The sequence below is a fragment of the Sporosarcina oncorhynchi genome, assembly GCF_033304615.1.
GTDB lineage: Bacteria > Bacillota > Bacilli > Bacillales_A > Planococcaceae > Sporosarcina > Sporosarcina oncorhynchi.
This window is the reverse complement of the sequence record NZ_CP129118.1, coordinates 1,117,693-1,143,836: the sequence shown is the minus strand read 5'-3', so window position 1 is coordinate 1,143,836 and position 26,144 is coordinate 1,117,693. Positions and strand designations below refer to the sequence as shown.

The window sequence follows — 26,144 nt, the reverse complement described above, 5'->3', positions numbered from 1 at the left end:
CGCGGATTCTTCACTTATATGCTTATACCGCAACGATGTTGACTAATCGTCCAGGTATTGCAATGACTTTCTTCAATTCTTTGCCGTCAATCCACTTCTTAACTTCTTCGTCTTCAAGTGCAACTTTTTCAAGGTCTTCTTTGTTGATATCTTTCGCTACATTCAGTTTCGCACGGACCTTACCATTAATTTGCACTGCGATTTCAACTGTATCATCTGTCAATTTCGTCTCATCATACGTCGGCCATTGCGCATATGTGATGGACTCATTATGACCGAGCTTCTCCCACAGTTCTTCAGCCAGATGCGGCGTGATCGGTGAAATCAGCAATAGGAAGCCTTCGACGAATTCTTTTGGAATCGAATCCACTTTATAGCCTTCATTAATGAACACCATCAATTGGGATATCGCCGTATTATTACGCATCCCTTCATAGTCCTCTGTCACTTTCTTGACAGTCTGGTGATAGATCTTTTCAATCGATCCGCCTGGTTCTCCACCGATCTTCGAACTTAATGTGCCGTCTTCATTGACGAACAGACGCCAGATACGGTCAAGGAATCTGCGTGAACCTTCCAGACCGTTTGTTGACCACTCTTTCGATGCATCAAGTGGTCCCATGAACATTTCATACAGACGTAGCGTGTCAGCTCCGTGTGAATGAACGATGTCGTCCGGATTGATGACATTGCCTAGTGATTTGGACATTTTTACGTGACCTTCACCGAGAATCATCCCTTGGTTAAAGAGTTTTTGGAATGGCTCTTTCGTTGGCACCACTCCGATATCGTATAGCACTTTGTGCCAGAAACGTGCGTAGAGCAAGTGAAGGACTGCGTGCTCTGCTCCACCGACATAGATGTCGACTGGCAACCATCGTTCAGCCAATTTCGGATCAATTAGCATTTCATCATTATCCGGATCGATATAACGCAAATAATACCAACAGCTTCCTGCCCATTGCGGCATCGTATTCGTTTCGCGACGGCCTTTCATGCCTGTTTCCGGATCAGTGACATTAATCCACTCTTCAATGTTTGCTAGCGGTGACTCACCTGTACCACTCGGTTTAATATTATCTGTTTTCGGCAGCTCCAATGGCAATTCCGATTCGTCAACAGGTGTCATTGAACCATCTTCCCAATGAATGATTGGAATTGGCTCTCCCCAATAACGCTGTCTTGAGAACAACCAGTCACGCAGACGGTACGTAATTTTCTTTTCGCCTTTCTCTTGAGCAACGAACCATTCAATCGCTTTCTCAATTGCTTCGTCTTTGCCAAGATCATTCAGGAAATCCGAATTCACATGTACGCCATCACCTGTATATGCCTCTTTGGAAATGTCTCCACCAGAAACAACTTCAACAATCGGCAAATCGAATTCTGTCGCAAACTCATAATCCCGCTCATCATGAGCCGGAACTGCCATAATTGCACCTGTTCCATATGTAGAGAGTACATAGTCAGCAATCCAGATAGGCATTTTTTCACCACTTGCAGGGTTGATGGCATAAGCCCCTGTAAAGACGCCTGTTTTCTCTTTCGCAAGATCGGTTCTTTCAAGATCACTCTTCGTTTTTACTTTATCAAGATAAGCAGCTACTGCTTCCTGTTGCTCTACAGTCGTTATTTGGTCTACAAGTTTATGTTCAGGTGCAAGTACCGCATAAGTAGCACCGAAAATTGTATCCGGACGAGTCGTAAACGCTTCAAACGACAAGGCAGTACCGTCGATTTCAAATTTCAGTTGTGCACCTTCTGATTTACCAATCCAATTGCGTTGCATATCTTTCAGACTTTCTGACCAATCAAGATCATCAAGATCTTCAAGTAGACGATCTGCATATTCCGTAATACGCAAAACCCATTGACGCATTGGACGGCGTTCTACAGGATGACCGCCACGCTCTGATTTACCATCGATCACTTCTTCATTTGCGAGGACCGTTCCAAGTGCTGGACACCAGTTCACAGCCACTTCATCGATATAGGCAAGGCCTTTTTTATACAGTTGGATGAAAATCCATTGCGTCCATTTATAATATTTAGGATCCGTCGTATTCACTTCACGGTCCCAGTCGTATGAAAAACCGAGGTCTTTCATCTGACGTTTGAATGTCGCAATATTTTTCGCAGTAAATTCAGCAGGGTCATTTCCTGTGTCAATCGCATATTGTTCCGCAGGCAAGCCGAATGCGTCCCAGCCCATCGGGTGCAACACATTATACCCTTGCTTGCGTTTGAACGAACTCAAAATATCCGTTGCGATATAACCGAGCGGATGGCCAACGTGAAGACCTGCACCTGAAGGATATGGGAACATATCCAATGCGTAGAACTTTGGCTTTGATTCGTCATCGACCATTTTGTAGATCTTATTTTCTTTCCAATAGTTTTGCCACTTCTTCTCAATCTGTAAATGTTGATAACTCATTTAACTCATCCCTTCAATTCGATTCAAATAATGACAGGCATTTTGGGAATAAAAAAATCCCGTCCCTTAAAAATAATAAGGGACGAGATTGTATGCATACTCCCGCGGTGCCACCCAAATTGACGGCAGTTGCCGCCCAACTTGTTTCCTTAACGCGGAAAACGGCACCGGTTACTTTATAGTTCACCGATACAGGCTCAAAGGCGAGTTCATCGTTCGTCGTACAGGCTTGCACCAACCGCCTGTTCTCTGCTATCGACTATCCACGAATACTGCTCCTCATCAACGCCAACGCTATTTGAAATCATTTTATTGTAGTGTACCCGAAAATGTTCCAAAATACAACAATGCTTTTTAACTTCACTTTACATCTTTGACGATTAAGTCCGCTTCCGTCGAGTCAATAACCTCTTGGATAGTAAAACCTTCAAATACTTCCTTCAGTTCAAGACCTTCCGGCGTCACTACAATCAATGCACGTTCTGTGATGATTTTATGGACAACACCTTTACCAGTCAGGGGAAGGTCGCATTTTTTCTTAATCTTCGGGGAACCGTCTTTTGCCGTATGATCCATGATAACGATGATTTTCTTCGCACCATGTACGAGATCCATCGCACCGCCCATTCCTTTGATCATCTTGCCGGGAATCATCCAGTTCGCTAAATCTCCTTCTTCAGACACTTCCATGCCGCCAAGTATCGCAACATCGACATGTCCGCCGCGAATCATTGCGAATGATTCCGAACTGTCGAAGAACGAAGAGCCGGGTATTGTCGTCACGGTCTCCTTACCTGCATTAATCAGATCAGGATCCACTTCTGAATCTTTAGGATATGGTCCGATTCCAAGCAGGCCGTTCTCTGATTGGAGCACAACGGTTTTATTGTCCGAAATATAATTGGCAACGAGTGTCGGCATACCAATTCCCAGATTGACATAATCCCCGTCATTGATTTCCTTTTCGGCACGTCTTGCGATTCGTTCTCTAAAGTTAACTGTTGTCATCGTGAATATTCCCCTTTCTTATTGAGTCGTCAGTCTCTCTATACGTTTTTCCTGTTTCGCTTGCAATAACCCTTGAACATAGATGCTCGGCGTATGTACGGTTGCCGGATTCAAATCACCTGTCTCGACGATTTCTTCCACTTCTGCGATTGTAAACTTACCTGCAGCCGCCATCATCGGATTGAAGTTCTGTGCAGTCTTGTTATAGATAAGATTTCCGATTCTGTCAGCTTTTGCAGCACGAACGAGAGCGAAATCAGCGACCAATGCCTCTTCAAGAACGTATTCTTTTCCATCGAACGTGCGAATCTCTTTCCCTTCCGCCACTGTCGTTCCTACCCCTGCAGGTGTATAAAATGCCGGTATACCGGCGCCGCCTGCACGAATCTTTTCAGCAAGTGTACCTTGTGGTGTCAATTCCACTTCGATTTCACCTGATAATACTTGGCGTTCAAATTCTTTATTTTCACCTACATAAGATCCAATCATTTTTTTTATCTGTTTTTCCTTCAATAAAAGGCCAAGTCCCCATTCGTCAACCCCACAGTTATTGGAAATAATCGTTAAATCCTTCACACCTTTTTCGACAAGCGCCAAAATAAGCTGCTCAGGTATGCCGACAAGGCCGAAGCCCCCTACCATCAACGTGTCTCCATCTTGAATCTTTGAAATCGCTTCCATTGCTGTTGAATATACCGGTTTCATGTAGCGTTCCCCCTTTTAGATCATTGACTCAATTCTATCTTCATTCGGTCAAACTATCAATTACTATGCGAAGAATATACAGAAAAACCGGAAAACCCTGAATGGCTATCCGGTGTTGAGCATTTATTAGATAATCTCCTTACTAACTGCTGATTTGAGTGGTCGATCATACAGTAGTGTTGTGACTAGTGTAATGGCCATGAGGCTCGTTAATAGCAACAACATGACTTTCATATCGTAAATGGTGACAAGAACCCCGCCTGCAAAAGGACCAATCATCCGGCCGACCGTGGCAGCAGAGTTGACAATTCCCTGATAGAATCCATCCCGACCTTTTGGAGCAAGTTGACTCGCCAACGTTGGAATGACGGGCCAGACGATCATTTCTCCGAACGTCAAAATCACCATCGAAACGATAAACATCTTAAACGATCCCGCAAAACTGACCACAATGAAAGACACGATAAATATACTCGTGCCGATAATCATCTGCGTCTTAAGTTGGTTTTCCAACCTTCTAATCAGTGGGCGGATAATCGGTTGCCCGATGACAATTAATAAGCCATTGACCGTCCAGATGAAACTATATTCCCTTAAAGACACGCCGAGTGACAAAGCATGCGTGGAGATTGTCGTTGACCATTGAGAATAGACAAGCCAGGTAAGCAAATAACCTGATACAAGTATAAGCAGTGCATAAAAAGGTGCTTTATGTTTAATGCGCTTCGCTTCCCGAATTACAGTCGTATGTCGGTCTGGGGCGATTTCAAGTTTTCTGTAACTGAAAAAGGCTAGCGCAAGAAATAGAACATAAAAGAGCAGATTCGCCGCAAAAATATAATCGATATGGAAGGAAGCTACTAATCCCGCCAATGCCGGCCCAATGGCAACTCCGACATTCTGCGCTAGATAAATAGAGTTAAACGCTTTCCTGCCACCTTCAGGCCAAACTGTGCCAACCATGGCAAACATACTAGGAAATATAATTCCACCGCTAAATCCTAGTACTGTTAGCATAATAATATATGGATACCAGTCGTGGTTATAAACGAGAAATGCGAGTGCGCCAATGGAAATGATGATCCCTGCCATAATCGTTTTGAAACCACCAATTCGATCAAACAAATAGCCGCCCAGGAGATTTCCGATGACACCTGCGCCCGCGTTCGCCATTAGGACAAGCCCTGCAACTGCAAGCGATTTCTCAAGATATTCATGCATATATATTGTATTTAACGGCCATAAAAATGAGTTACCAATGACATTGACAAACATTCCGATGACGAGGAGCCATACTTTTTTCGGCATTTCATCTATCTCCGTTTCACTAAGAATAGTCCAATGGATTTTAACACACTAAAACACCGATTTTCCTATTTGTGACTTGGACAAAGCTTGGGATTCCAAGTGGTTGCAAACGGGACAGTACCGGATATGTCGAGTGTATGCCTTTTTATGTAAACAGACAAGATATACATAAAATGTTCTATAATTCAGATGACATTGATGTATTTTTCCGTGGTACAATCTACTGTTAGAGGAGTTGTTGTTCATGGATGATTTAATATTTCCTTTCCCGACTGAAGGAAAACGTTATTATACATGGTCACGTCATTTGAAAGACGAATTCGGTTGCAAGGTATTCAAGGTGGCTTTAGATGCAGGCTTTGATTGTCCGAATCGGGATGGCACCGTGGCCTTTGGTGGTTGTACATTTTGCAGTGTGGCCGGTTCTGGTGATTTCGCGGGAGACCGAGTCGATTCCATTGATGTCCAATTTGCCGAAGTGCGTGACCGGATGCATCAGAAATGGAAAAATGGTAAATACATGGCCTACTTCCAAGCCTATACCAACACCCACGCTCCCCTTCCAGTCTTAAAAGAAAAGTTTGAAGCAGCGCTTGCACAAGAAAATGTAGTAGGCTTGTCGATTGGCACCCGTCCTGATTGTCTGCCTGACGACGTCGTTGACTATTTGGCAGAATTACATGAGCGGACATATCTTTGGGTAGAGCTCGGTTTACAGACGGTACATGAAAAGACGGCGAAGCTCGTAAACCGTGCGCATGATTTTGCGACATACGTTGAAGGGGTCGAAAAGTTGAGGAAACACGGCATCCGTGTATGTACCCATATCATTAATGGATTGCCGATGGAAGACTATGACATGATGATGGAAACGGCACAAAAAGTGTCCGAATTGGATGTGCAAGGCATTAAGATTCACTTGCTTCATTTGCTGAAAGGGACACCAATGGTCAAGCAGTATGAAAAAGGGTTGGTAGAATTCCTTGAAAAAGATAAATATATCAAGCTCGTTGTCGATCAACTAGAAGTGCTACCGCCTTCCATGGTCATCCATCGCATTACTGGTGACGGGCCGATTGACCAGATGATTGGACCAATGTGGAGCGTGACCAAATGGGATGTACTTAACGGCATCGATGATGAATTAAAGCGGCGTAACAGTTATCAAGGAAAGTTCTTTGGAAAGGTAGTGGAATCACATTGAGTCAAATTCTATTACATCGTGTGTTGCCCTTCGCAAAACGTCTACTGGCAGAAACCGTTCTGCCTGGTGAGACGGTCGTTGACGCGACTGCTGGAAATGGCAACGACACGGAATTCCTGGCGAAGCTCGTCGGGAATGAAGGTTCTGTCATCGCTTTTGACATACAGCAGGCAGCTCTTGATAAAACTGCCGATAGACTTGGTGATTTACATCACAATGTCAAACTCATTCTCGACAGCCATGCAAACGTCGATCGCTATGTGGATAAACCCATTGGGGGTGCAATGTTCAACCTCGGTTATCTGCCTTACAGTGAAGACATGAGTGTTGTTACGAAACCAGAATCTACAATTGAAGCCATTCACAAATTGCTCGGTCTCGTGAAAAAAGGCGGGATTATTACGATATCCGTCTATGACGGTCATCAAGGCGGAGCAGAAGAACGGGATGCTTTGCTCGTCTATGTCAAATCGTTGCATCAATCGGATGTCCACGTCATCCGTTATGAACTGCTGAACCAGCGAAATAATCCTCCATTCCTCATTGCAATCGAAAAAGTGAAAGATTTCGTTGAAGTATCTCAAGTTAATAATAGTGAACAGTAAAAAAGCAGGATGTCGCCGTTCGGACATCCCGCTTTTTATATTCTTAATAGCGCTTATACTTGCCTGATATCCGCAATCGGACCGGACTCGCTGAAATCTTCGCGATCTATGAAGGCGATTAGTTTAGAAGCCGTCTCTTCTGCACTGCTTAAATGTCCCTGTTCTTTATAATCAATAAAACGGCCAAGTAATGGAAAATCATCTTCATTCGTCGATCGAATCGTTTCCTGCATGTCAGTATCGATGATACCTGGTGCGATGGAAACGACTTTGACAGGATAATCTACGGACTCCTGTTCAATCGCGACCACTCTTGTGAAATGATCGAGTCCAGCTTTCGTCGTACAATACACTCCCCAACCTTCATACGCACTTCGTCCGGCACCTGAAGAGATATTAATGATTTTTTTCGGACCATCAAAATCCTTTAAACATGAAATGAAGGCGTTTGAAGTAATCATTGGTGCAGTGAGATTGACCGCAAGCGCTTCTGCCATCGTTTCGGAGTCGACCGATCCGATTAGGCCAATCGGGTCGACGATACCCGCATTATTAATCAGCGTAAATGTCCTTGCTTTTGAACGGTTGTCCTTGACAATCTGTCTGATCATGACTTCCAGACAATCTGTCTTTGATAAGTCTGCAAGAATGAACCCTTTCAATTCCTGCGGATTCGTCCGCGCAACCCCGATAACGTGGTCACCTCGGTTCCTCAGTTGCTTGAATAGTTCCAGACCGATTCCTTTTGAAGCACCTGTCACAATATAAATATTCAATTCATCTTCCCTCCTGTATACACTTCAAACCATTTTTCTGCGCCCGCCGCACCAATCGGGTTTTGAACTTTTTCTTTAAAGACAGCTGGATCTTTGAGATCATTAAATTCCGTTCCAAACCAATTTTCTACAAGGAAACGTTTTACCGTGAAGCTTTTATCCGTAAAGTGCATTTCAATTTCTTTCAGATTTCCAATTAAGACAAATGCCGCGGTTGAATTATACAGGACAGCCTGCTCCGCTGTCCCATTAAGTTCTGATGCGTTTACTTCATAGTTAACACGCATCGAATGCTTATCTGAATCCATTGCAATTGTCCCTTTGTACTCACTTAACGGTAATGATTCAAATAATCCGTTGCTGTTCGAAGAATCCCCCATATACGCGTTCTCAAACGAAAGAGCTGACGTGAAATCATGCTTCAACGGTTCCTGCTGAAGCCTTCCTTCACCAACCTCTGCCTTTTTCGGAATTTCATAATAAGCGATCCAAATGTATAACGGAATTGCTATAATGATAATGAGTGCGATGACCATTCTTCTTTTATCCATTCCATCTCCCCGTTCATCTTTTTCACCAGTTTACCATGATTATCAGAAGGAATGGAAAATTTAAAAAACCAACCCCTCGTAATAAAGGGGCCGGCAGCTATTTATCATTTCAAAATTTTGATTTTAACGCTTTTCCGTCCCCATTTATAAGCTTCTGCTTTTGTCGGGAAGAAAAGATCGATTTTATTGCCTTTAATTGAACCACCGATATCTCCGGCTATCGCATATCCGTATCCTTCAACGTAGACTTTCGTCCCTAACGGAATAACTGTCGGATCTACAGCAATTACTTTTGCATCTGGATTGCGTTTAAGGTTAATGCCTGTTGATGTGATTCCTGAACACCCGTTACAAGAAGCAGTATAAGCACTCGCGTTAACTGTAAATTCTTTCAGCACGTTATCATCTGACGAACGTGATGGCGTTTTGGCCACTTTCTTCTCAACTGGTTTACCATTCACTTCTGCATTGCTTTTAACAATCGTCAATTTTTGGGTTGGTTGAATGATGTTCGATTTCAAATCATTCCGCTTTTTCAATTCATTCACAGTAATTTTGTGTGTGGAAGCGATTTTGTAAAGGGTATCTCCTTTTTGGACTGTGTACGTTAAAGAAGCCGCAAAACTTTCGGTCGTTCCACCGATCAATAAAACTACTGTAAAAATGAGCGTCACAATATGTTTTTTCAAGTTTTCTACTCCCTACTTATTAGTCTGTATATAGATTAACAGTGCAATATTACAACTACATTACAATTCACAACCAATCACATTACAGAAACGAAGCATTTGTTACAGCAGAAAGGATGGTCTTAATTGTCCAAATTATCGGTTAGAATGGCTAGGAAAGAAGATGCTGAATGTATAGCCCCTCTACTCTCGAAGAGCCAATGGTTTACGTATCGCAACTTATATTCCGAGCAATATATTGAAGCGTTAATTATGAAATATTACAATGTCGAACGTGTAAAACAGGAAGTCACATCAATCGACAGAAGCTGGCATGGCTATATGGTTGCTGAATTAGACGGTAAAATCGTCGGAACAATCGGAGCAGGCATGCTGAATGAAACAGACGGAGAAATATATGTGTTTTATGTAGATCCTGATAGAAGGGGGAAAGGAATCGGTTCCAGGTTGATTGACTTCTGTACTAAAATCCAAAAACATAGATTTCACGCGTCTAAACAGTGGGTTTCCGTAGCAAAAGGTAATGTGTATGGTATCCCGTTCTATGAAGCAAAAGGATTCACACTTGTGCGTGAAGAAATCGCATATGGCTCTACTATCGAAGATCAGGATATTTCACTCTTCTATTCAAGGTTACTTTGACACTGATATACTGTATATGCTAACTTTCCACAAACAGGAACTTCCTGTATACTGGAAACACCCTAGTAGAAACAGGAAGGTGATTTCACATGCCGATACCTTCGGAACATGAAAAACCAACACGTAAGACAGCAAAAGAAAACGCTTTAAACCAACTATTACTTTGGATTATCGATGGTACTCTACAACCTGGTGAAAAACTGAATGATATCGAATTGGCACAAGCGCTCGGTGTCAGTAGGACACCTATCCGGGAATCCCTCCAACTTCTCGAAATGGAAGGATTCGTCAAAATGTTTCCCGGAAAAGCGACGCAAGTAACGGAAGTTGATCCGGAAACAATCAAAGATCTTCTCCCCCCTCTCGCCGCTTTGCAAGCGCTGTCAGCAGAACTGGCGGTTCCACATCTAACTAAAGAAATGCTTGCGGAATTGGAGCAGACGAATGAAGAGTTTGCGCAAGCGGTTTATCGAAAAGATTACGATTCAGCATTGAGACTTGATGAAAATTTCCATCAAATTATTGTCGACAATGCCGCCAATCCCTATATCCACTCTATGGTAGCTTCTTTACAAAAACATGTTAGACGACTATTCTTTTTAAATTCAATCATTTTGACGGAAAAATCAATCGAAGAGCATAACCTAATTTTACGGATGATGAAAGAAGGCAATGCGGAGGCAGTTTCTAAAGTGATGCGCGAAAATTGGCTGCGTGCCATTGAAGAGTTTCGATCATTGAAGAAGGACATTTGAAATTCAACTAATGGTTATCACTTTGGTATGACGTTTGGACAATGATACTTCTTGATTTAGCATCTAACAAAAACATGATAAAAAAAAGCGCTCCAATTTGGAGTGCCCTTTTATATTTTTTCGACTTAAATTTTAATTACTTTCGCAATAATCCCTGTGAGTAACATAACAATCAATACTGGCAAGAGCCAACCAAGACCTTCTGCGTAAAAAGGAAGCACTTTGTTATAGAAGTTGACGATAGAACTTAGCCAAGTCGGCCATTGGTCCTCTGTATTGCCAAGCGTACCGTATAAAGTCTTTACGCCGTCTATTATGCTAATGGCAAACGCAACTGCGGTGGCGCTTATATAGACAAGTCTAGAATGGTTAAACAGCTTGGAAGCAAATGTTAACAGCATTAAGACGACTGCAAGCGGATAAAGGAACATTAATACTGGAATTGAAAAGATAATAATATTGGCCAGCCCGAAATTCGCCACGACAAAGCAGAAGACGGTGAAAACCGAAACGAATGCTTTATAACTTACCGATGGGATAAGTGTATGAAAATATTCACCACATGCGGTCATTAATCCGATGCTTGTTGTCAGGCAGGCAAGGATAATGACACCCGCAAGGAGGACTGAACCGGTTGTACCAAAATAGTGGGCTGCCGCTCCACTTAAAACAGGGCCACCCGTGTCGAACAGACCGAACTTCTCTGTTGTTGTAGCACCCAGGTAGGCGATTCCAACGTATAACAGACCAAGAAAAGCGGATGCAATAATACCTGTTTTAACTGTAGCAGATACGATTTGGGCTCGATCTGTCACGCCAAGTGCACGAATCGCCTTGATGACGATAATACCGAATACAAGTGAGGCTAACGCATCCATCGTGTTATAACCTTCCGTAAATCCTTCCATGAAAGCTCCTGTTTTATATGCGTCTACAGGTGCCTGAATGGAACCGATTGGGTTAATAAATGCCATCGCCAATAAAGCTAGTAGCAACACGATAATGGCAGGTGACATATACTTACCGATTCGATCGACTATTTTTGCTGGATTGAGAGAAAGCCACAATGTCACGCCGAAGAAAACAAGTGTGAAGATGAGTAGCGCAATTTGAGAATACGCCGCTGGGATAAAGGTGGCGATACCAATATCGAATGCAACTGCACCGGTTCTAGGAGCTGCAAAAAAAGGCCCAATTGTCAAATAGAGCAGTGAAGTGAAGAGGATTGCATAGACCGGATGGATTCTACTTGCTAGATCTTGAAGATTTCGACTACCCGAGTACCCGATGGCTAGAATGCCAAGGAACGGCAATCCTACGCCAGTAATCAAGAAACCAATAATTGCTGGCCAAAAGTTTGTCCCTGCATATTGGCCTAGCTCAGCGGGGAAAATCAGATTACCGGCACCAAAGAATAGAGCAAACAGCATAATTCCAATTAATAGAAAAGAAGAGAATGATAATTTAGTTGACATATTTTGAAAATCCTCTCGTGTTGTGAATTGTAACTATGTATGCAATATATCGCAGAATTTAATAATAAGGGGAATGAAACATAAATGCAATGGCTATTTATGCATTCATAGTATAAATTTATCCTCTTTTTCAAAAAGAAAACAGGCGGAGCAAGGACCGCCTGTCAAATTATTTAATAATGAATTTCGTTTCACTATGACCTTCAAGAGATTTATGAACTTCAAGAATGGCTGGAAATGCAGTTTTCAGTTCTTCCACATGGGAAATGACACCAATCATTCTACCCGATTTTTGAAGGTCAATTAACGTATCGACCGCTTTTCTCAAAGCTTCTTCATCCAACGTGCCAAATCCTTCATCGATAAACATTGTTTCAATGGACATCGCTCCTTGGAAGCTTTGGATGACGTCCGCCATACCAAGTGCCAAACTAAGGGATGCATTGAACTTTTCCCCGCCTGATAAAGTTTTCACATCTCTGTTTTGTCCCGTATACGCATCATAAACATCTAAACCGAGACCACTTTGCCGGCCCCTCACTTCCTGTCGGTCACTGCGTATCAATTCATATTGCCCGTTTGATAAATTTTGAAGACGTGCATTCGCGGATTGGATGATCCGTTCCAAATAATCGATTTGTATAAAACGTTCAAAAGAAAGCTTATGATTGTTCTGCCCTCTAACAACATCATAGACGTCAGTCAGTTTAGATACTTTCCGCTCAAGTTCAACTATACCTTCCACTGATTTCTTCAAATTCGCCATCAAATTCCGCAGTGTCTTTTCATGTTCCATCGAACTGTTCCAATCAGTAAATGCTTTTTCATAAGCAGCTTTTTGTAGCTCCACTTTTTCAGACATGTGCGTAAGGTCAGTTCTATTCTTGCCTTCAAGCAATTTTTCGAGTTCTTGAATGGATTCCTTTATCGTATGAAGTTGCTGATTAAATGTAATGACATAATCTTTTAGATTGCGTTTATCTGTTTCGGATAATTTCGATTTGCGGTACTCATCTTCTGTCGCAAAATCGGAATTCTTTAATGCTTCAAAGAACCGGACTTCTGCCTGTTTCCGCTTTTTAACGCTTTCTTCAAGAGCCTGTTTCACATAATGAAGGGAATTGATTGCGGTAACCTCTTTCTCTTTCGCTTCCTCTCGTTTTTTTTGTATGGTCACCCACGCATCATCCAACTGGCGCTTTGTCACTTCCTTTGACTTGATTTCATCTTGCAGAACGTTTAGCTTTCGCAAACCTTCAGGAATCGAATTAAGATCCCTTTGCAATAAAGCCGATTCCTTTTCATATATGGACGACTTTTCATATAATGTCTTTTCCAGTTCAGTCCGTTTAGTATCCAGTTTTACTGATTCTGCTTCGGTATACTTCAATTGATCTTTCATGACTACTAATTCTTCGCGTTTCATTTTCAAATGTTCGATCTGCTCTGTTACTTCACGTCTCTTTCTTTTCAGATCCGGTAAAGTATCAGTAATCTGTTGCTTTTGTACTTCTAGTTGACTAAGCTTAAGCTGTTCTTGAACTGCTTCATACTTGGCCTCAGCAGAACGGAATGCACTTTCTGCTTTGGATAGTTGCAGCCTTTTAGACTCCAACTCTTCACGTGTAATGGAATGGTCAAATTGCTTACTATTTATAGTAGGATGATGCGCACTTCCGCAGACAGGGCAAGGTTCCCCTTCCATGAGTGTTTCAGCCAGATGGGACGCTTGATCGTCTAGCCAATCGTTTTGAAGTTTCTCAAATTCATTCTTTAATTTGTTGAAAGTTGAAGACGCAGTTTTGTACTGTTCACCCAATCCTTTCAGATTGGTTGTCAGATTATTAACTTCCTGGACTGCTTTGCCGTGCACTTGGATGATGTTCAACGTCTCGACGAGTTTGTCGTATGGTAGAAGAATTTTGTCATTTTTATCGATATTCGCTTTCAACCCTACAAGCTTCTGCTTTTCTTCTTCGGACTTTCTCAATGTAATCGTAAAAGCTTCTTTCATCCTTTTGAGTTCCTCAGACAATGCCAAGATTTTCGATTCTTTTGCGGCAAGGTCTGTCACTGCAGGCAAGTGATCCCGAAGTCTGATCAGCTGCTCGGTCACTTCCGCGCGCAATGGTTCCTGCTTCTGGATTTCTTCGTAAGAACGGTTCACGTCCGCATAATACTTTCGTGCACTGACGACAAGTTCCTCCGCTTTGGTAGAAACATCTTGCTTTGCTTTCTCTTCATCTGCCTGCTGTTTGTAATAGACTTCAATTTCATGGATGACCGCGGCACGGTCTGCATTGGCGATGCGTTTTTCTTTTTCTTTTATGTCTGGGATTTCCGTTGTCAGTTTCTCAAAGGTCATTTTTCGCTGTTCAAGCTGATCGAATTGTGCATTATTTGTTTTTGCGGAATGAAAAGCCGTAAGCAAATTCGCATGTTGGTCATATAAGGACTTATAGTTCAATTCATCATCTATTGCCTTTTGGGAATAGTACACCACTTCTTCCTCGAGACCATGCATCACTTGAGAACTGTTCGTGTATTCTTGCTCTAGCACATTAAAGATCAGCGATTCTCTCGTTGGTATAAGACTCGGAATCTGTCCCACTAAGCTGTCCACAGTCCTCTTTTCCTCTGCGAGTAAAAATGCTGCGCTATCTTTCCTATTTTTAAGCACATCAACCATCTCACGATAATCATGTGTTTTAAAAATTTTGCGCATAATGGTTTCTTTGTTTTCCGTATCGGAAGTTAGAAATTTACGGAACTCTCCTTGTGGTAGCATGACAATTTGGCTGAATTGATCAATCGTAAATCCGACTAATTCTTCGATTTTCCGATTGATTTCAGAGACAATTTGACGATCGACAACTGGAACTTCGCCTGAATCCGTCAATTCGAAAAACTCGTATTTGGCAGACGTCTCGGTTTTGTTGCCGCTTTTGAGGTAGGGAATCTGTCTCATCACCCGGTATGTCCGGCGCTGGATTTCAAAAATGAGTTCGACAGATGTAGGCATTGAATCATCAGCGAAATCACTCCGCATCGATCGTGCTTCTGTTCGATCTTCTCCGCTTGCCTGACCGTAAAGGGCGAAACAGATTCCGTCGAAAATAGTCGTTTTTCCAGCACCAGTAGATCCCGATACGACAAATAGCCGGTGGTCTTCAAGTTTCCTGAAATCGATTACTTCCGTACCTTTGTATGGACCGAATGCTGTCATCGTCAATTGCACAGGCTTCATCGATCCATCCCTCCTTTCACTTCATATAGAACTTCCGCAAATATCTTTTCTGTTTCCGCGTCCGGTTCGATATCATTCATTTGCGCATAAAAATAACGGAACAAGGTCAAGTCGTCAGGTTTTTCATCCCCTAACACACTTGTGTGCTCCATCGTTGCCGCGGTCCGGACTATTTTCCTTTCAATATGCATCGCATTTGGAAAGATCGACTTCACTTTTTCCATCGGAAATAATACAGGTGTTTCATCATGGAGTTTGACAAACACATAGTCATTACTTGGTTGCTCGGCTACTATTTCTTCCATCAATCCTTCGACAGTACGCATATCATATTGCGGATTGAGTAGCCTTTTCTCCACAGCCACATTTCCTTCTTCATCCATCTCCACAATAAAGAAGCCTTTTTTATGATTTTCTTCAGATATGGAATATTTCATTGGCGATCCCGAATAGCGAATCGTTTCATCTCCCACATGATGTGCCTGATGAAGATGACCAAGAGCCGTGTAATGAAAAGGTTTGAAAAGATGCGCAGATACATATTCGGCTCCTCCGATAGCCAGCGGCCGCTCAGAATCACTTGTGTTCTCTTCTTCTTCTCCGTGTGGCGTTACGAACGCATGTCCAACGAATACATGACGGGCATTCTCATCAAACTTAATATTACTAATGACCCGCTCCATCGCGTTATTGAAATCAGTGATCGTATCATCTTCAAACACTTGTCTGCAGACAGATGGATCTGCAAAAGGTACAAGATGAAAATGGACGTCACCATACTCATCTTTTAAAACAACAGGATCATTCGTGCGTCTTAGTCGGCCTTCTATATAGTAGCCATTCTGACGCATAAGGCGGCTTCCGAAATCTAAACGGCTTGGACTATCGTGATTGCCCGCAACTGCGATGACCGGAGTCTTTAAATCGACTACAATTTCCCGCAACACTTCATCGAGCAGTGTAACAGCTTCCGTAGGTGGTACAGCACGATCATATAGATCACCTGCTATGATGACTGCATCCGGCTTCTCTTCTCTTATGGCTTCTATAAATTGACGTAGAACATAACGTTGGCCATCTGTCATGTAAACACCTTGCACCAATTTTCCTAAATGCCAATCAGCTGTGTGAAAAAACTTCATTTTTAGCGCCTCCGATCATTGTTCTACTATCTATTTTACAGGATTTTAGTGTGAAGGGCATACAATCCTATAAAAAAGGGAAACTACATGACAAGTGCCGTAAACACTCTGTAATTTCTTACTCCGCTCATGAAAACAGCAGGTAGACGGGAATACCATTTCAGATTTAAAATTATTTTTTGTGTAAATAAGAAAATAGGCTTTACTCTGAATTTCATTTATACTATACTGATAAAAGTTGCGTTAGGGAAACTTTGAGACTACAATCAAATTACAGAGTCACCTAAACTGTAAAACCGCAGTATACTATTTAACAAATGGGAATCCACAATTCATTTTTTTACACATAAAGTTGCACTGGGGAAAGTATTCTCCCCTTATTTAATTCATTCAGGAGGAAAAAATATGTCAGATATCATCTCGGTAAAAAACGTCTCTGTTTCCTATTATGGCAAACAGGTTCTTGATAACATATCGTTTACATTCACTTCAGGCAAGTTGATTGGAATACTGGGACCCAACGGAGCAGGAAAATCTACTTTGATGAAAGCCATGCTTGGTTTAATACCAAAAGATAAAGGAACAGTTGAAATAAATTCAAAACCAATCAAGAATTTCAGAAAGAATATAGCCTATGTCCCCCAACGTTCCAATATTGATTGGAACTTCCCAATTAAAGTATTGGACGCTGTAGTAATCGGAACGTATCCAAAACTAGGCTTATTACGGAGACCTAAAAAAGAACATAAGGAATGGGCAATGCAATGCCTTGAGAAAGTTGGCATGCAGGAGTTTGCCAATAGCCAGATTGGTGAATTGTCAGGAGGCCAGCAGCAACGTGTCTTCCTCGCAAGGGCACTTGCACAAAATGCGGATTTCTTTTTCCTTGATGAACCATTCGTTGGAATCGATGTATCTAGTGAAGAAGTGATCATCGGTATTCTTAAACAACTTCAAACGGAAGGAAAAATCGTATTTGTCGTCCACCATGATTTAACAAAAGTAAAAAATTATTTCGACGAACTGATATTGATTAATAAACAGCTAATTGATGCCGGTCCAGTCCAACAAGTGTTCCAAGCGGATAATATGACACGTGCTTACGAAAGACCAGTTGCAATGCTGGATGACTTGGAGGTACAAATGTAATGGAATTCATCAATGATTTACAAACATATGCGTTTTTACAGAAAGCGTTCATCACGTCCATAATGGTCGGAATCATATGTGGCGTGATTGGAAGCTTCATCATTTTGCGTGGTATGGCATTGATGGGAGATGCTATATCACACGCCGTATTACCCGGGGTTGCCATTTCCTATATGCTCGGCATTAATTATTTCTATGGAGCCGTGTTTACAGGTATACTGACCGCATTCGGCATCGGAGCCATTACACAAAATAGCCGTATTAAAAGTGATTCATCCATCGGACTCGTATTCTCGGCATTTTTCGCTCTTGGTGTCATTTTAATTTCAAAAGCCAAAAGTGCGACAGATCTAACTCAAATTCTTTTCGGGAACGTCCTCGCAGTAAGGACATCCGATATGTGGCTAACATTAGCAATCGGAAGTTTAGTCATATTAGTCGTCATATTATTTTACAAAGAACTACTCGTTTCCAGCTTTGACGAAACGATGGCGGCTGCCTACGGATTGAATGTACGTTTCATTCATTATGCGATTATGTTTCTGTTGACACTTGTAACAGTTGCATCCCTTCAGACGGTTGGCGTCATCCTTGTCGTATCAATGCTCATCACACCTGCTTCGACAGCTTACCTGTTGACAAACAAACTTTCCGTCATGGTATTTCTTGCATCATTCTTCGGTGCTATCTCTGCAGTTATTGGCCTGTATTTCAGTTTTGTATACAATATGCCTTCGGGTCCTGTTATTGCTTTAGCGACGACGGCATTGTTCTTACTGGCATTCCTATTTTCACCTAAACAAGGAATCGTCTTTAGAAAAATCCAGGCATTCAATAGTAGAAAAGTTGTGTAAAACGTCTATTTATTATTAAAAGCATCAAGCTTTTGGATAAAATCTAATTTATGAATAAGGAGTAGAATTGAGAATGAAAAAAGTAGTGACCTGGTTAGGTTTATCTTTATTAACCGTCTTTCTATTGGCGGCGTGTGGAGATGACAAAAATTCAAACGGTACGACAGCAACAGGCGAGGAACCCTTAAAAATCGTTACCTCTTTTACAATTATTGCTGATATGGCAAGAGAAATCGGCGGAGACTTGGTGGAAGTGTATAACCTCGTACCAACTGGAACAGATCCACATGAATATGAGCCACTTCCAAATGACATCAAAGCAGCAACAAACGCTGATGTGTTGTTCTATAATGGTTTGAACCTTGAAGGCGGCGAACACGGCTGGTTTTTCAAAATGATGGATACAGTGAACCAAAAAGAAGACAACATCTTCAGCTTAACTGAACGTGTTGAGCCGATGTACTTGTCGGGTGGAGATGGTCGCGAAGAGGAAATTAACCCTCATGCATTCATCGACCCGGCTGTCGGGGTGAAAATGGCTGAAGATATGAGAGATGTACTTGTGAAGAAACATCCTAAGAAAAGCGATGAAATTCAAAAACGCGGTGACGAATATGTCCAGCGCCTAAAGGATATTGAAAAGGACTATGAGGATCGTATCAATGACATTCCAGAGAAAAATCGCACTCTTGTAACGAGTGAGCGTGCTTTTCAGTATTTGGCTAAGCGTTTTGGTCTAAATGAGGCATTCATCTGGGAAATTGATACGGAGGAAAACGGTTCCCCCACACAAATTAAGGAATTGGTGGAGTTCATCAAGTCACATGAAGTGCCTGTTCTCTTCATTGAATCCAATGTTGACGAACGTCCGATGGAAACGGTAGCGAATGAAACAGGCGTACGAATCGCTGAAAAACGTATCTATTCGGATGAAATCGGCCAACCCGGTGATGAAGTTGATACGTATGTAAAGTATTTAAATTACAATATCGACTTGATACATGATGAAATGAGCAAATGATATGGAAAGAGCCTATACAGAAAGTCAGTTGAACTGACTTTCTAGTATAGGCTCTTTTTTTGGAGCAATTTATTTTAATACAATGCCGAAAAATAGTAAGTTAATCCTTACCGTAATTCTATATGTCTTATCCTGTAAAATTGCCCGTTTGAAGCACAAACCTTATACGGTTAAAGCACCCTTATATGGAATAGTGGTTGGTACCCGTTGATCTGCGCTACAGCCGGACGCGTTCTGGAGGGCGGGCGGTGAACCACACCCCTTCGCTTCGCTTCGACGGGTGTTTCACCTGTCAAAAGCAAAGATGTGCTCCTTCTCGCTACGCTTCACTCGCAAAAGCCGTTCTTCGTAACGTCTCTCGCTGATCCTCCCAGAGTCGCCGGCTTCCGCTCCGATCAACTAAATATCATACAAAAAAATCGTGCGCCAATCGCACCCTTATGTTGTACAAAGCCTCTAGAATTACAAGACATAGTATAGTCTTGCAAACGTTGATTTCCGTTCCAGCCTTACGCTTTCCGGAGGGCGTGGCTTGAGCCGCTTCCTTCGCTTCGCTACGTCCAGGGTCTCAAGGCGAGTGCAAAGATATGCTCGAAAAGCTATCGCTTTATCTCGCAAAAGCCGTTCTACGTTACGGCTTTCGCTAATCCTCCCGGAGTCGAAGGCTTGCACTCCACTCAACTAAAAGTGTAGTACCAAGCAATCGTGCCCGATTACGGTATAGGATTTACTGGCTCACCTTATAGTTAATCGACTCTTTTTTCAGGAAGGTGTTTTTAACAACTAAGTAAAAAAGTGCAGCAAACACAAGTGCAAATGGAACGAATACAAGTTGAGACATATTACCGGCAGGAGCTTCAAATGCCCAAGCCAAAATATTATTTAACGCTAACATTGACGTTAATAACACTAACTGAAAGACGACATAACTTAAAAATAATGGTCGATAATTTTTAATGAAGATCATTGCGATACCCACAAGTGATAAAACTAAAAATACAATTTCAAAAATTAAAGCATAGCTAGATAGTGTTGCAAGTTTGGTGAAGGTCAACTCTGTTATCTCGATATTTTTAACTAATGAATTACTAATTTTAGATTTATAAATTTCAATTGACACATAAACCATATTAGAAATTAACATTAATAAAATAAGAAAACGAAATACACCACTCTTTTTAAAAACATTCTCTATTTTCATTTCATCCCACCTCTCATACAATTACGGTTTGGCACTACTAAAGTTTTACAACCTGGCGCGATTCTGAAAATAGCTTTATACATATTACTCTCCGTTGCTTGTAGCGGAAGACGGACGACTCCGGAGGGATTAGCGTGTGCCTTGAGACCCCACAGGGCGCGGTTTTTGCGACCGAGGAGGCTCAAGTAACGCCCCTCGGAAAGCGTGCCGTCTGGAGCGCAAAGCAACATTTTATATACTTCATAATGGCCCGTTGAATGAATAAAATATTAATCTTATAAAAACAACATATCCATTCGATTTATTAGGACTAATTGAAAAATTAATTCCACGTAAAAAAAATAGGATGATGTATACCTCCACATCATCCCACAGTTTGTAAAGCTATTCTCATTCGTTTTCAAAGAACGCTTTTTCAGTGTTATACTTTGCGCGCATTGTATTAATAATATAGGTCTCGTAGATTTCACGTTCCATTGCATCTTCAACAATTATGACAGAAATCTTATGGACTTCCGCACGGTGATTTTTTAACGGCGACACACTATCTTCAAGGTGTTTTTTCACACGCTGACGAAGCTTACGTGCCTTCCCTGCTAGTAATAGTTCATCCTTCTTATTAAAGAATAAGATGATGCCACCTTTATCACGTGGGATCTCGTGGATATCGATAAATCCATTGATGGGCTTTATTGGAGCTTCATTTGCACTCATTTCCTGCTCGCGCTGTACAATGGTAACATCTGTTTCAGGTACTGTAATTGAAATCATTATTTACTCACGTCCTCTTCTTTTGTGAACTTAAATCGTACCATGAAATTATACAAATTGCACTGTTTCCTATGTAAAACAACCAAACCCCTTCATCATATAATTGTCGGATGGTTGAAAGTTCCCCTTCCTCAGTTGTAGTATCTAGCGTCTGTCCTTCATACACTAATCGTATGACTGTGGAAAGGATGTTGCGCGTGAATGATTTTCCGGTTACGATCCTGACAAAGAAACTCCCCCATGCATCTTCCGATGTGAACGTCTATTATCCTAGTATAATCAATATGCATAATCATGCGATTCAGCGTAGGCTCAATCATACAATTATACAGACTTTGAATGAATTTTTAATTGAACAAGGTTTTTATGAGAGCTATCTCGTTGAAATGATTGCAAATTACGAGATTAAAACAAACGAGCGTGGCATTCTGAGTTTGAACTTAATCGTTTATGCCTTTACAGGAGGCGCTCATGGCATGACAATTGTAAAATCACTGACATTCGACACGAAGACGGGTAGACAATATTTGTTGAAAGATTTATTTAAACCTGGCAGCGACTATGAAAAAAAAGTCAACCAAATCATCAGGCAAAGGATAAAAGACTGGGATATTCAATTGGTGGAACCTCCATTTAAAGGAATCAGTCCTGACCAGGATTTTTATATTGCCGATGTTACTCTTGTGATCTATTTTCAACTCTATGCCATTTCACCTTACTCATCAGGTTTTTCATACTTCCCTATACCAATATTAGACTTTTCAAACATTATCAGATCTAATGGTCCTCTCGATACGATGATGACTTTCACATAAAAAATGCGTGCAGTGAGATAAACTCACCTGCGCGCATTTTTCATCTTCCTACCATAAACAAATGCTGCTCCTAAAAGAATGATGCTTGACAATCCAGCACTCCAATAGAACCAATTTGATTTCTCGACAACATCTTCATGCTCAGAAAAAATCTTCTCGCCTTCACCAAGTGCTGTTAAATCATCATTTGCATTCGCTAATTGTACAGTTCGATTACAAATAGTTGTCGATAATGTATTTGGTGCATACATATCACTTTTTACTGCATAGACGAGATAGCTCTGACCGACTTCAAACTGGAAACCGCAATCACCACCACCGTGCCCAGTATTTATAGCTACTTCCCCATTGTCAATTCCTTTCCAGCTTTCATCCACTTTAAAGCGAATTGTTTTTCCGTATCCATTGATGACTTTCACATTATCCGAGATATCAATCACTTCACCGCTGAAAACAGCAGTTGCATCATTTAACGCCTGTTCAGGCGGCGGTGGCATTACGCAGGAACAAGCGGCAGCATCTATCGGTCTCCATAGAAAAACGGTTACTACTATAATGAGGAACGGCATTAGGAAACGTTTGTACACATTCAACTTCCTCTCTTCATTTATAGAGTAGACGGAAGTAAATGATATGTAGTTACATTATTATGAAAATATATTTCAACAAAGTCGTTGGATTAGTGCTTCAGTATTGTTTTTGGGGGAATTAACGTCTGCAGATACAGCATAAGCTGTCATTTGCGCTTCATCGAACGGTTTTAGCATATTCCCCAGGAAATGACTATCCGTATTTTGTGGATCAAGCCAGGCCGCTTCATCTTCTTTTTTCAAAATAACTGGCATCCGATTATGGATGGGCTTCATCAACTCATTCGGTTCAGTCGTGATTGCTGTGCAAGTGTGAACCATCAATCCTTCAGGTGATTTCCACGACTCCCAAAGACCAGCAATTGCAAACAGTCCATCTGATTTCAATTTAATGCGCATCGGGATTTTTTCTCCGTCTTTCTTTTGCCATTCATAGAAAGAATCTGCAGGTATAATGCATCGTTGTTTCTTGAATGCTTTTCGAAAGCTCGGCTTTTCAGCAATCGTCTCAGCACGAGCATTAATCATCTTATAACCGATTTTTTCATCTTTTGCCCATGGAGGAATGAGCCCCCACTTCAAATGCCCTAACCTGTTTTTACTACCATCACTGATGATTGCCGCAACTTGCTGGGAAGGAGCAATATTATAACTTTGGATGTAATCAGTTTCTGCAAATGCAGACTCAATGTCAAAACGTTCAATAACTTCGAAGTACGGGGCGAACAATGTAAAACGACCACACATGATCATCATCCTCCATTTGTCGAGACTATTCACTTAATCGTATCATGTATATGCGGTAGAATCATAGTAGTCAGCAAGAAAGGGTGAAAATAATGCAACGAACGTTAGTCATTAGTGATATCCATGGAGAACTGAAATTATTCGAGGAGCTGTTGCAAGTAATCGAATATAGTCCAGAAAAAGACCAATTGATTTTATTGGGCGATTATATTGATCGCGGACCGAATTCCAAAGAAGTCCTTGAGAAAGTCATTCAACTAAAAAAAGACGGTGCGCTTGTCCTAAAAGGTAATCATGAGGATATGATGGTAAAATCACTTATTTTAGGTGAAGAAAGAGCTTGGAGGAATTGGACAGGCCGCAATGGCGGAGACAAAACACTCGAAAGCTATGGATTCACTTCAAAAGAGTTTATCGTCAATGAAGAGGACCCTTTCATAAAACCTGAGCTACATTCAGATACGTTAGATCGACACCTTGCTTTCATAGAACAACTGGATTACTACATTGAATGGGAGGATACGATTTTCGTGCATGCGGGCGTTCATCCCGAGAAAGAAATTGTAGAAACGGACCCGTATGAACTCATTTGGATACGAGACATTTTTCATAACGGCTATGCTGGAGAAAAAACGGTCATTTTCGGGCATACACCGAGCAAGAACTTACATAAGGATGACAAGAATCATACTGTATTTTTCGGGAATAACAATATTATTGGAATTGACGGGGCCGCAGTCTATGGCGGGCAGCTCAATTGCCTCGAGTTGCCCGACAGAAAAGTATATGCTGTCCGCAACTCTAAACAGTAAAAAAAGTGAAGCCAATTCCTCAGTTCTCTGGAGGAATTGACTTCTCTTTTATTATTTCTTTTTCGTTTTCTTTTTCTTGACTTCCTTTTCGATATTTTCAAACCGACTAATATCGCGCGGTCTGACAGTAATCGGTTCCTTACTTAACAATTTCCCGAACGAGAACATAAGCAATATGAGGAATAATGTAAATGGCAGTGCAGATACTAATGAAGCGGACTGCAACGCCTCTAAACCGCCTGCATAAAGCAAAACTGCAGCAATTGCTGACATGAGAAAACCCCAAGTCAGTTTTACGATCAGTGGTGGGAAAAGACTTCCCTTTGTTGTCATACTCGCCAATATATATGTCGCTGAATCCGCGGAAGTAATAAGGAATGTAAAGATTAAAATGATTGATAACACGGACATTAGCCCAGTCAACGGCAAATGTTTGAGCGTTTCAAAAATCGCAGATGTCACATCGGCGTCAACTGCGCTGGCAATATTCGTACCATTTTTCAAATCACTGTATAGTGCAGTTCCACCAAGTGTGGCAATCCACATACACGCGAATACAGGAGGAATGACCATTACACCCGCGATGAATTCACGAATTGTCCTACCTTTAGAGACCCTTGCCACAAAGGCTCCGACAAACGGAGACCAGGCAATTGTCCAAGCCCAATAGAAAATTGTCCAATCCCTTACCCATGAACCACCTTTGTACGGCTGAAGACGCAAACTATAAGTGATGAAATTATTAATATAATCGCCAATTGCTAACGTGAAACTTTCAAGAATGAATACTTTCGGTCCGACAATAAAGAAGTAGATTAATAAAGTTATCGCCATACCCAAGTTGAAGTTCCCTAAGTATGCTATTCCTTTACTCAATCCGGTAGAAGCAGAAAGCATATAGGATACAAACAGTACTGCGATGATGACCATCTGTGTAGTAAAGGATGCCTTAAAATCAAAGACATATTCAAGTCCACCACTCATCTGCAAGACACCCATACCGAGTGAAGTTGCAATCCCCATTACAGTTGCAATGACAGCAAAAGAATCGATTCCAGTTTTAAGTACTTTATTCGAACCTACTAGAGGTTCAAGCGCAGTAGATATAAGACCGTCTTTCTTTTTTCTGAACTGTAGAAATCCGATAATCAAGCCGACCATTCCAAAAATCGCCCATTGCGAGATGCCCCAATGGAAAAACGAATAGCCCATAGCAACACGCGCTGCGTTTTCAGATTGAGCTTCGACTCCCGCCATCGGTGAAGTGAAATAGTGACTCATCGGTTCCGCAACACCCCAGAAGACGAGCCCAACTCCAAAACCTGCAGAGAATAACATTCCAATCCAGGTGAAGAAGGGATATTCGGGACGCTCATCATCTCCTCCGAGACGTATAGCACCAAATTTACTGATGGAAAGACCAATAAGAAATACAATAAGGACGAAGACGGTCAATAAATAAAACCAACCGAATTTTACTGTTGTGAACGTATATAATCGATCGGCAACAGCACCGAAGGGTTCACTGAATAAAGCTCCAATGACGACGAGTATTAAAATAATGATAGATGATACTAAAAATACAGGATTCTTCCAAAACTTTCTGTCCAAAACGTAATCGACTCCCATTATATATTTAC

At 41.6% G+C, this 26,144-nt stretch carries 24 protein-coding genes and 1 other annotated feature; of the genes, 9 read left to right on the top strand and 15 right to left on the bottom strand.

The window, feature by feature from the left end:
* Positions 1-22: 22 nt before the first annotated feature.
* The 4 genes from leuS to QWT69_RS05340 form a co-directional block, all read right to left on the bottom strand.
* A complete protein-coding gene (leuS, locus tag QWT69_RS05355; RefSeq protein WP_317969719.1) occupies positions 23-2,437 on the bottom strand; it encodes a leucine--tRNA ligase in 2,415 nt (804 codons plus the stop codon).
* A gap of 75 nt (positions 2,438-2,512) precedes the next feature.
* Positions 2,513-2,732: a binding site (T-box leader), on the bottom strand.
* Between the two features lie 65 nt (positions 2,733-2,797).
* A complete protein-coding gene (locus QWT69_RS05350) occupies positions 2,798-3,445 on the bottom strand; it encodes a 3-oxoacid CoA-transferase subunit B (protein ID WP_317969717.1) in 648 nt (215 codons plus the stop codon).
* Positions 3,446-3,463: 18 nt separating this feature from the next.
* Complete coding sequence (locus QWT69_RS05345) at positions 3,464-4,150, bottom strand: CoA transferase subunit A (protein WP_317969715.1); 687 nt, start codon at positions 4,148-4,150, stop codon at positions 3,464-3,466.
* A gap of 126 nt (positions 4,151-4,276) precedes the next feature.
* Positions 4,277-5,458, bottom strand: coding sequence for an MDR family MFS transporter (locus QWT69_RS05340; RefSeq protein ID WP_317969713.1), 1,182 nt, complete (start codon positions 5,456-5,458; stop codon positions 4,277-4,279).
* Positions 5,459-5,702: 244 nt separating this feature from the next.
* Here QWT69_RS05340 and mnmL point away from each other — a divergent pair, with 244 nt between their 5' ends.
* Positions 5,703-6,662, top strand: a complete 960-nt coding sequence (gene mnmL / locus QWT69_RS05335; protein ID WP_317969711.1) for a tRNA modification radical SAM protein MnmL/YtqA — start codon at positions 5,703-5,705, stop codon at positions 6,660-6,662.
* A complete protein-coding gene (mnmM, locus tag QWT69_RS05330; protein WP_317969709.1) occupies positions 6,659-7,267 on the top strand; it encodes a tRNA 5-(aminomethyl)-2-thiouridylate-methyltransferase MnmM in 609 nt (202 codons plus the stop codon). The genes mnmL and mnmM overlap by 4 nt, the downstream gene beginning before the upstream one ends.
* A 53-nt stretch (positions 7,268-7,320) precedes the next feature.
* Here mnmM and QWT69_RS05325 read toward each other — a convergent pair whose 3' ends face one another.
* The 3 genes from QWT69_RS05325 to QWT69_RS05315 all read right to left on the bottom strand — a co-directional run bounded on the left by QWT69_RS05325 (position 7,321) and on the right by QWT69_RS05315 (position 9,283).
* A complete protein-coding gene (locus tag QWT69_RS05325; protein ID WP_317969707.1) occupies positions 7,321-8,043 on the bottom strand; it encodes an SDR family NAD(P)-dependent oxidoreductase in 723 nt (240 codons plus the stop codon).
* Positions 8,040-8,594: a DUF4825 domain-containing protein gene (locus tag QWT69_RS05320; protein ID WP_317969705.1), complete on the bottom strand. Its 555-nt coding sequence runs from the start codon at positions 8,592-8,594 to the stop codon at positions 8,040-8,042. The genes QWT69_RS05325 and QWT69_RS05320 overlap by 4 nt, the downstream gene beginning before the upstream one ends.
* Positions 8,595-8,698: 104 nt before the next feature.
* On the bottom strand, positions 8,699-9,283 hold the full coding sequence (locus QWT69_RS05315; protein ID WP_317969703.1) for a 3D domain-containing protein: 585 nt from the start codon (positions 9,281-9,283) through the stop codon (positions 8,699-8,701).
* Positions 9,284-9,409: 126 nt separating this feature from the next.
* Between QWT69_RS05315 and QWT69_RS05310 the strand changes: the two genes are divergently transcribed.
* Positions 9,410-9,925: a GNAT family N-acetyltransferase gene (locus QWT69_RS05310; RefSeq protein WP_317969701.1), complete on the top strand. Its 516-nt coding sequence runs from the start codon at positions 9,410-9,412 to the stop codon at positions 9,923-9,925.
* Positions 9,926-10,014: 89 nt separating this feature from the next.
* Complete coding sequence (locus QWT69_RS05305; protein ID WP_317969699.1) at positions 10,015-10,680, top strand: GntR family transcriptional regulator; 666 nt, start codon at positions 10,015-10,017, stop codon at positions 10,678-10,680.
* A 125-nt stretch (positions 10,681-10,805) separates the two neighbouring features.
* Here the strand turns inward: QWT69_RS05305 and brnQ are convergent, their stop codons facing one another.
* The 3 genes from brnQ to QWT69_RS05290 all read right to left on the bottom strand — a co-directional run bounded on the left by brnQ (position 10,806) and on the right by QWT69_RS05290 (position 16,544).
* The gene (gene brnQ, locus QWT69_RS05300) at positions 10,806-12,155 is read right to left on the bottom strand and encodes a branched-chain amino acid transport system II carrier protein (protein ID WP_317969697.1); all 1,350 of its coding nucleotides are present in this window, start codon (positions 12,153-12,155) and stop codon (positions 10,806-10,808) included.
* A 169-nt stretch (positions 12,156-12,324) separates the two neighbouring features.
* On the bottom strand, positions 12,325-15,402 hold the full coding sequence (locus QWT69_RS05295; protein ID WP_317969695.1) for an SbcC/MukB-like Walker B domain-containing protein: 3,078 nt from the start codon (positions 15,400-15,402) through the stop codon (positions 12,325-12,327).
* On the bottom strand, positions 15,399-16,544 hold the full coding sequence (locus QWT69_RS05290) for an exonuclease SbcCD subunit D (RefSeq protein WP_317969693.1): 1,146 nt from the start codon (positions 16,542-16,544) through the stop codon (positions 15,399-15,401). The genes QWT69_RS05295 and QWT69_RS05290 overlap by 4 nt, the downstream gene beginning before the upstream one ends.
* A gap of 405 nt (positions 16,545-16,949) precedes the next feature.
* Between QWT69_RS05290 and QWT69_RS05285 the strand changes: the two genes are divergently transcribed.
* The 3 genes from QWT69_RS05285 (at position 16,950) to QWT69_RS05275 (ending at position 19,568) form a co-directional block, all read left to right on the top strand.
* Positions 16,950-17,693: a metal ABC transporter ATP-binding protein gene (locus tag QWT69_RS05285; RefSeq protein ID WP_317969691.1), complete on the top strand. Its 744-nt coding sequence runs from the start codon at positions 16,950-16,952 to the stop codon at positions 17,691-17,693.
* Positions 17,693-18,547 carry a metal ABC transporter permease gene (locus QWT69_RS05280; protein WP_317969689.1) on the top strand — a complete coding sequence of 285 codons (855 nt, stop codon included), beginning with the start codon at positions 17,693-17,695 and terminating at the stop codon, positions 18,545-18,547. Before QWT69_RS05285 ends, QWT69_RS05280 begins: the two co-directional genes overlap by 1 nt.
* Positions 18,548-18,620: 73 nt before the next feature.
* On the top strand, positions 18,621-19,568 hold the full coding sequence (locus QWT69_RS05275) for a metal ABC transporter solute-binding protein, Zn/Mn family (RefSeq protein WP_317969687.1): 948 nt from the start codon (positions 18,621-18,623) through the stop codon (positions 19,566-19,568).
* 727 nt (positions 19,569-20,295) lie between these two features.
* On the opposite strand, the gene QWT69_RS05270 is transcribed toward QWT69_RS05275, so the two are convergent.
* Positions 20,296-20,769 carry a hypothetical protein gene (locus QWT69_RS05270; RefSeq protein ID WP_317969685.1) on the bottom strand — a complete coding sequence of 158 codons (474 nt, stop codon included), beginning with the start codon at positions 20,767-20,769 and terminating at the stop codon, positions 20,296-20,298.
* Positions 20,770-21,159: 390 nt separating this feature from the next.
* Positions 21,160-21,540, bottom strand: a complete 381-nt coding sequence (locus QWT69_RS05265; RefSeq protein ID WP_317969683.1) for a nucleotide excision repair endonuclease — start codon at positions 21,538-21,540, stop codon at positions 21,160-21,162.
* A gap of 197 nt (positions 21,541-21,737) precedes the next feature.
* Between QWT69_RS05265 and QWT69_RS05260 the strand changes: the two genes are divergently transcribed.
* On the top strand, positions 21,738-22,355 hold the full coding sequence (locus QWT69_RS05260; RefSeq protein WP_317969681.1) for a DUF3298 and DUF4163 domain-containing protein: 618 nt from the start codon (positions 21,738-21,740) through the stop codon (positions 22,353-22,355).
* A gap of 23 nt (positions 22,356-22,378) precedes the next feature.
* On the opposite strand, the gene QWT69_RS05255 is transcribed toward QWT69_RS05260, so the two are convergent.
* On the bottom strand, positions 22,379-22,942 hold the full coding sequence (locus tag QWT69_RS05255; protein ID WP_317969679.1) for a hypothetical protein: 564 nt from the start codon (positions 22,940-22,942) through the stop codon (positions 22,379-22,381).
* Between the two features lie 75 nt (positions 22,943-23,017).
* Entirely contained in the window at positions 23,018-23,692 is a 675-nt protein-coding gene (locus tag QWT69_RS05250) for an SOS response-associated peptidase (RefSeq protein WP_317970933.1), read from the bottom strand.
* A gap of 92 nt (positions 23,693-23,784) precedes the next feature.
* Here QWT69_RS05250 and QWT69_RS05245 point away from each other — a divergent pair, with 92 nt between their 5' ends.
* Entirely contained in the window at positions 23,785-24,504 is a 720-nt protein-coding gene (locus QWT69_RS05245; RefSeq protein ID WP_317969678.1) for a metallophosphoesterase family protein, read from the top strand.
* A 51-nt stretch (positions 24,505-24,555) separates the two neighbouring features.
* Here QWT69_RS05245 and QWT69_RS05240 read toward each other — a convergent pair whose 3' ends face one another.
* Entirely contained in the window at positions 24,556-26,133 is a 1,578-nt protein-coding gene (locus tag QWT69_RS05240; protein ID WP_317969676.1) for a BCCT family transporter, read from the bottom strand.
* Positions 26,134-26,144: the final 11 nt, after the last annotated feature.

Bases quoted from the DNA above. Each gene is read 5' to 3' on its own strand.
- QWT69_RS05345 (WP_317969715.1), bottom strand. From the start codon at position 4,150: ATGAAACCGGTATATTCAACAGCAATGGAAGCGATTTCAAAGATTCAA.
- QWT69_RS05275 (WP_317969687.1), top strand. From the start codon at position 18,621: ATGAAAAAAGTAGTGACCTGGTTAGGTTTATCTTTATTAACCGTCTTT.
- brnQ (WP_317969697.1), bottom strand. From the start codon at position 12,155: ATGTCAACTAAATTATCATTCTCTTCTTTTCTATTAATTGGAATTATG.
- QWT69_RS05280 (WP_317969689.1), top strand. From the start codon at position 17,693: ATGGAATTCATCAATGATTTACAAACATATGCGTTTTTACAGAAAGCG.
- QWT69_RS05250 (WP_317970933.1), bottom strand. From the start codon at position 23,692: ATGTGTGGTCGTTTTACATTGTTCGCCCCGTACTTCGAAGTTATTGAA.
- QWT69_RS05245 (WP_317969678.1), top strand. From the start codon at position 23,785: ATGCAACGAACGTTAGTCATTAGTGATATCCATGGAGAACTGAAATTA.
- QWT69_RS05340 (WP_317969713.1), bottom strand. From the start codon at position 5,458: ATGCCGAAAAAAGTATGGCTCCTCGTCATCGGAATGTTTGTCAATGTC.
- QWT69_RS05305 (WP_317969699.1), top strand. From the start codon at position 10,015: ATGCCGATACCTTCGGAACATGAAAAACCAACACGTAAGACAGCAAAA.
- mnmL (WP_317969711.1), top strand. From the start codon at position 5,703: ATGGATGATTTAATATTTCCTTTCCCGACTGAAGGAAAACGTTATTAT.
- QWT69_RS05285 (WP_317969691.1), top strand. From the start codon at position 16,950: ATGTCAGATATCATCTCGGTAAAAAACGTCTCTGTTTCCTATTATGGC.
- QWT69_RS05265 (WP_317969683.1), bottom strand. From the start codon at position 21,540: ATGATTTCAATTACAGTACCTGAAACAGATGTTACCATTGTACAGCGC.
- QWT69_RS05240 (WP_317969676.1), bottom strand. From the start codon at position 26,133: ATGGGAGTCGATTACGTTTTGGACAGAAAGTTTTGGAAGAATCCTGTA.
- QWT69_RS05290 (WP_317969693.1), bottom strand. From the start codon at position 16,544: ATGAAGTTTTTTCACACAGCTGATTGGCATTTAGGAAAATTGGTGCAA.
- leuS (WP_317969719.1), bottom strand. From the start codon at position 2,437: ATGAGTTATCAACATTTACAGATTGAGAAGAAGTGGCAAAACTATTGG.
- QWT69_RS05320 (WP_317969705.1), bottom strand. From the start codon at position 8,594: ATGGATAAAAGAAGAATGGTCATCGCACTCATTATCATTATAGCAATT.
- QWT69_RS05270 (WP_317969685.1), bottom strand. From the start codon at position 20,769: ATGAAAATAGAGAATGTTTTTAAAAAGAGTGGTGTATTTCGTTTTCTT.
- QWT69_RS05350 (WP_317969717.1), bottom strand. From the start codon at position 3,445: ATGACAACAGTTAACTTTAGAGAACGAATCGCAAGACGTGCCGAAAAG.
- QWT69_RS05295 (WP_317969695.1), bottom strand. From the start codon at position 15,402: ATGAAGCCTGTGCAATTGACGATGACAGCATTCGGTCCATACAAAGGT.